Annotated in this window: 2 protein-coding genes and 2 pseudogenes; 2 read left to right on the top strand and 2 right to left on the bottom strand. The window is 54.4% G+C overall.

Annotated elements, in window-relative coordinates; all coding sequences use genetic code 11:
• Positions 1-184: transposase (locus tag KP703_RS15255; RefSeq protein ID WP_215755463.1), on the bottom strand; the 184-nt coding region annotated here is incomplete at its 3' end.
• 94 nt (positions 185-278) lie between these two features.
• On the opposite strand from KP703_RS15255, the pseudogene KP703_RS15260 reads away from it, so the two are divergent.
• A pseudogene (locus KP703_RS15260) lies at positions 279-1,340 on the top strand (Hint domain-containing protein); the annotation flags it as partial.
• Between the two features lie 178 nt (positions 1,341-1,518).
• Here the strand turns inward: KP703_RS15260 and KP703_RS15265 are convergent.
• Entirely contained in the window at positions 1,519-1,713 is a 195-nt protein-coding gene (locus KP703_RS15265) for a hypothetical protein (RefSeq protein ID WP_373687512.1), read from the bottom strand.
• A 108-nt stretch (positions 1,714-1,821) separates the two neighbouring features.
• On the opposite strand from KP703_RS15265, the pseudogene KP703_RS15270 reads away from it, so the two are divergent.
• A pseudogene (locus tag KP703_RS15270) lies at positions 1,822-1,987 on the top strand (IS5/IS1182 family transposase); the annotation flags it as partial.

Raw genomic sequence — 1,987 nt, forward strand, 5'->3', positions numbered from 1 at the left:
GCACGAGATAGCGCAGAGCATTGATGATCTCACGGGAATCGGTTGTCCGTTTCCGACCACGCCGGTTCGCAGGGGGCATCAGAGGCGCTATGCGCTCCCATTCCTCATCTGTCAGATCAGACGGATAGCGTTTCGTCTTGCGTGTAATTCCGGCCATGCGGCCTCGTTGTGCTGGCGTCCACATCCTGCCTTTGAATCACACTCAAAACCTCTTGAAAACCTATCATAGCGAATTTCCAAAAGGGCTCTCAGTAAGCCTGCCTTTGAACAATAAAGGATTTGTCACCTGCTTCTTGTCTGGCAGCGAAATCTGCACAGCAGATGGCATACGCGCTGTGGAAGAGATCCAGATTGGTGATCAGCTCGTTGCGTTTGACTGGAAGCACAACACGTCCGTGCCCCGTCAGGTTGTCTGGGCAGGCAAGGCCCATGCAACTGTTCAGACCGACCTGCCTGACGATGAAGCTGGCTGGCCTGTTCGCATTCTCAAAGACGCTCTTGCCGACGGCGTGCCGTATAAGGACATGCTGATTACCGGCGAGCATTGCCTGTTCTTTGACGGCAAGTTTGTCCCGGCCCGCATGCTGGTAAATGGCGCGTCCATTTTCTACGATAAAACCATTACGTCCTACGACTACTACCACGTCGAGACCGAGCTGCATTCCGTCATCACGGCAGATGGTGTGCTGACCGAGAGCTATCTGGACACAGGTAACCGCCTCTCCTTCCAGCAGGCCGGTAAGATTGCAACGCTCCGCAACACGCCGCGCACATGGCAGGACGATGCCGCTGCCCCGCTGGATGTGGACCGTGCTTTTGTTGAACCCTTGTTCAACACTCTGAAAATGCGTGCCGCCAGCCTGAACAGCGCTGCCACTTCAGCGCCAGCCGCCACACTCACGCATGATCCTGACCTGCATCTGGTGACGCAAACCGGCGCACACATTCGCCCGATGTCTCAGCAGGACCAGCAGTACAGCTTTATGCTGCCGCCGGGCACACACTCTGTGCATATCGTCTCTCGTGCCAGCCGCCCGGCAGATGTGATTGGCCCGTTCGTGGATGATCGTCGCCACCTGGGTGTCGCGGTCTCTGATATTTCCTGTGCGTCAGCAAACCAGCACCACACAATCACCACACACCTGCAGGCAGAAAAACCTGCTGGCTGGCATGGGTCTGAGCAGGCTGATTTTGCCTGGACCAATGGGAATGCAGCACTCCCGCTTGGTGACCATCTGACACAGGACGCTCCGGCCGTTCTGCATCTGACCCTCTGTGCCGCTGGTCCTTATCTGCTCAACACGCAGACAAAAAGCGATATGACAAAGCGCTCTGCCTGATCGCCTAACCGCTTCATTCCGCAAAACAGCAAAAACGGGCCTTGTTTTTACACAAGGCCCGTTTTTTGCTTTCGCTTTTCAGGTTTTCAATACGCTGCCCTATGTTGGCCCGTATCCGCTGCGCTTTCACACTCAACGCATCTGCCCATCATCGGTATTGAACCTTCAGATGATCACATCAGAACTCAGCAGAGATCGTGCCGAAATACTCGCGAGGGGCGGCCTGATAGAGAATAGCGTTATTATCGCCGGACATGGCCGCCGTACCGTAAAGCCCACCGAAATAATTCTGATTGAACAGGTTATTTACTGAGAAGCTGACTTTCAGATCCTGCAGAGAGTGACCAATTTTTCCAAAGTTGTAGGAGGCCATGAGTGACGAAGTCCAGTAAGATGGCACCTGGAGGGTTCGAAAAACCCCTTGGCTCTGAGTTGTTCTGTGTGATTCCATTTTTTTGGCGTTGATTGGGGATGGAGGAAGATGAAGCAATCTGGTTTCTTTGATGTTGAAGAGCGTCTTGCTCGGCTGAGCGGGCTTGGCGATCAACTGGAGGCCTTTTCCCGGACTGTGGATTTTGAGGTGTTCCGCCCTGATCTGGAGCTGGCTCTGGCCTATTCAGACGGAAGTAAAGGCGGACGTCCGCCGT

The sequence above is a fragment of the Acetobacter sp. P5B1 genome (genome assembly GCF_018811985.1).
Taxonomy (GTDB): Bacteria; Pseudomonadota; Alphaproteobacteria; order Acetobacterales; family Acetobacteraceae; genus Acetobacter; species Acetobacter cerevisiae.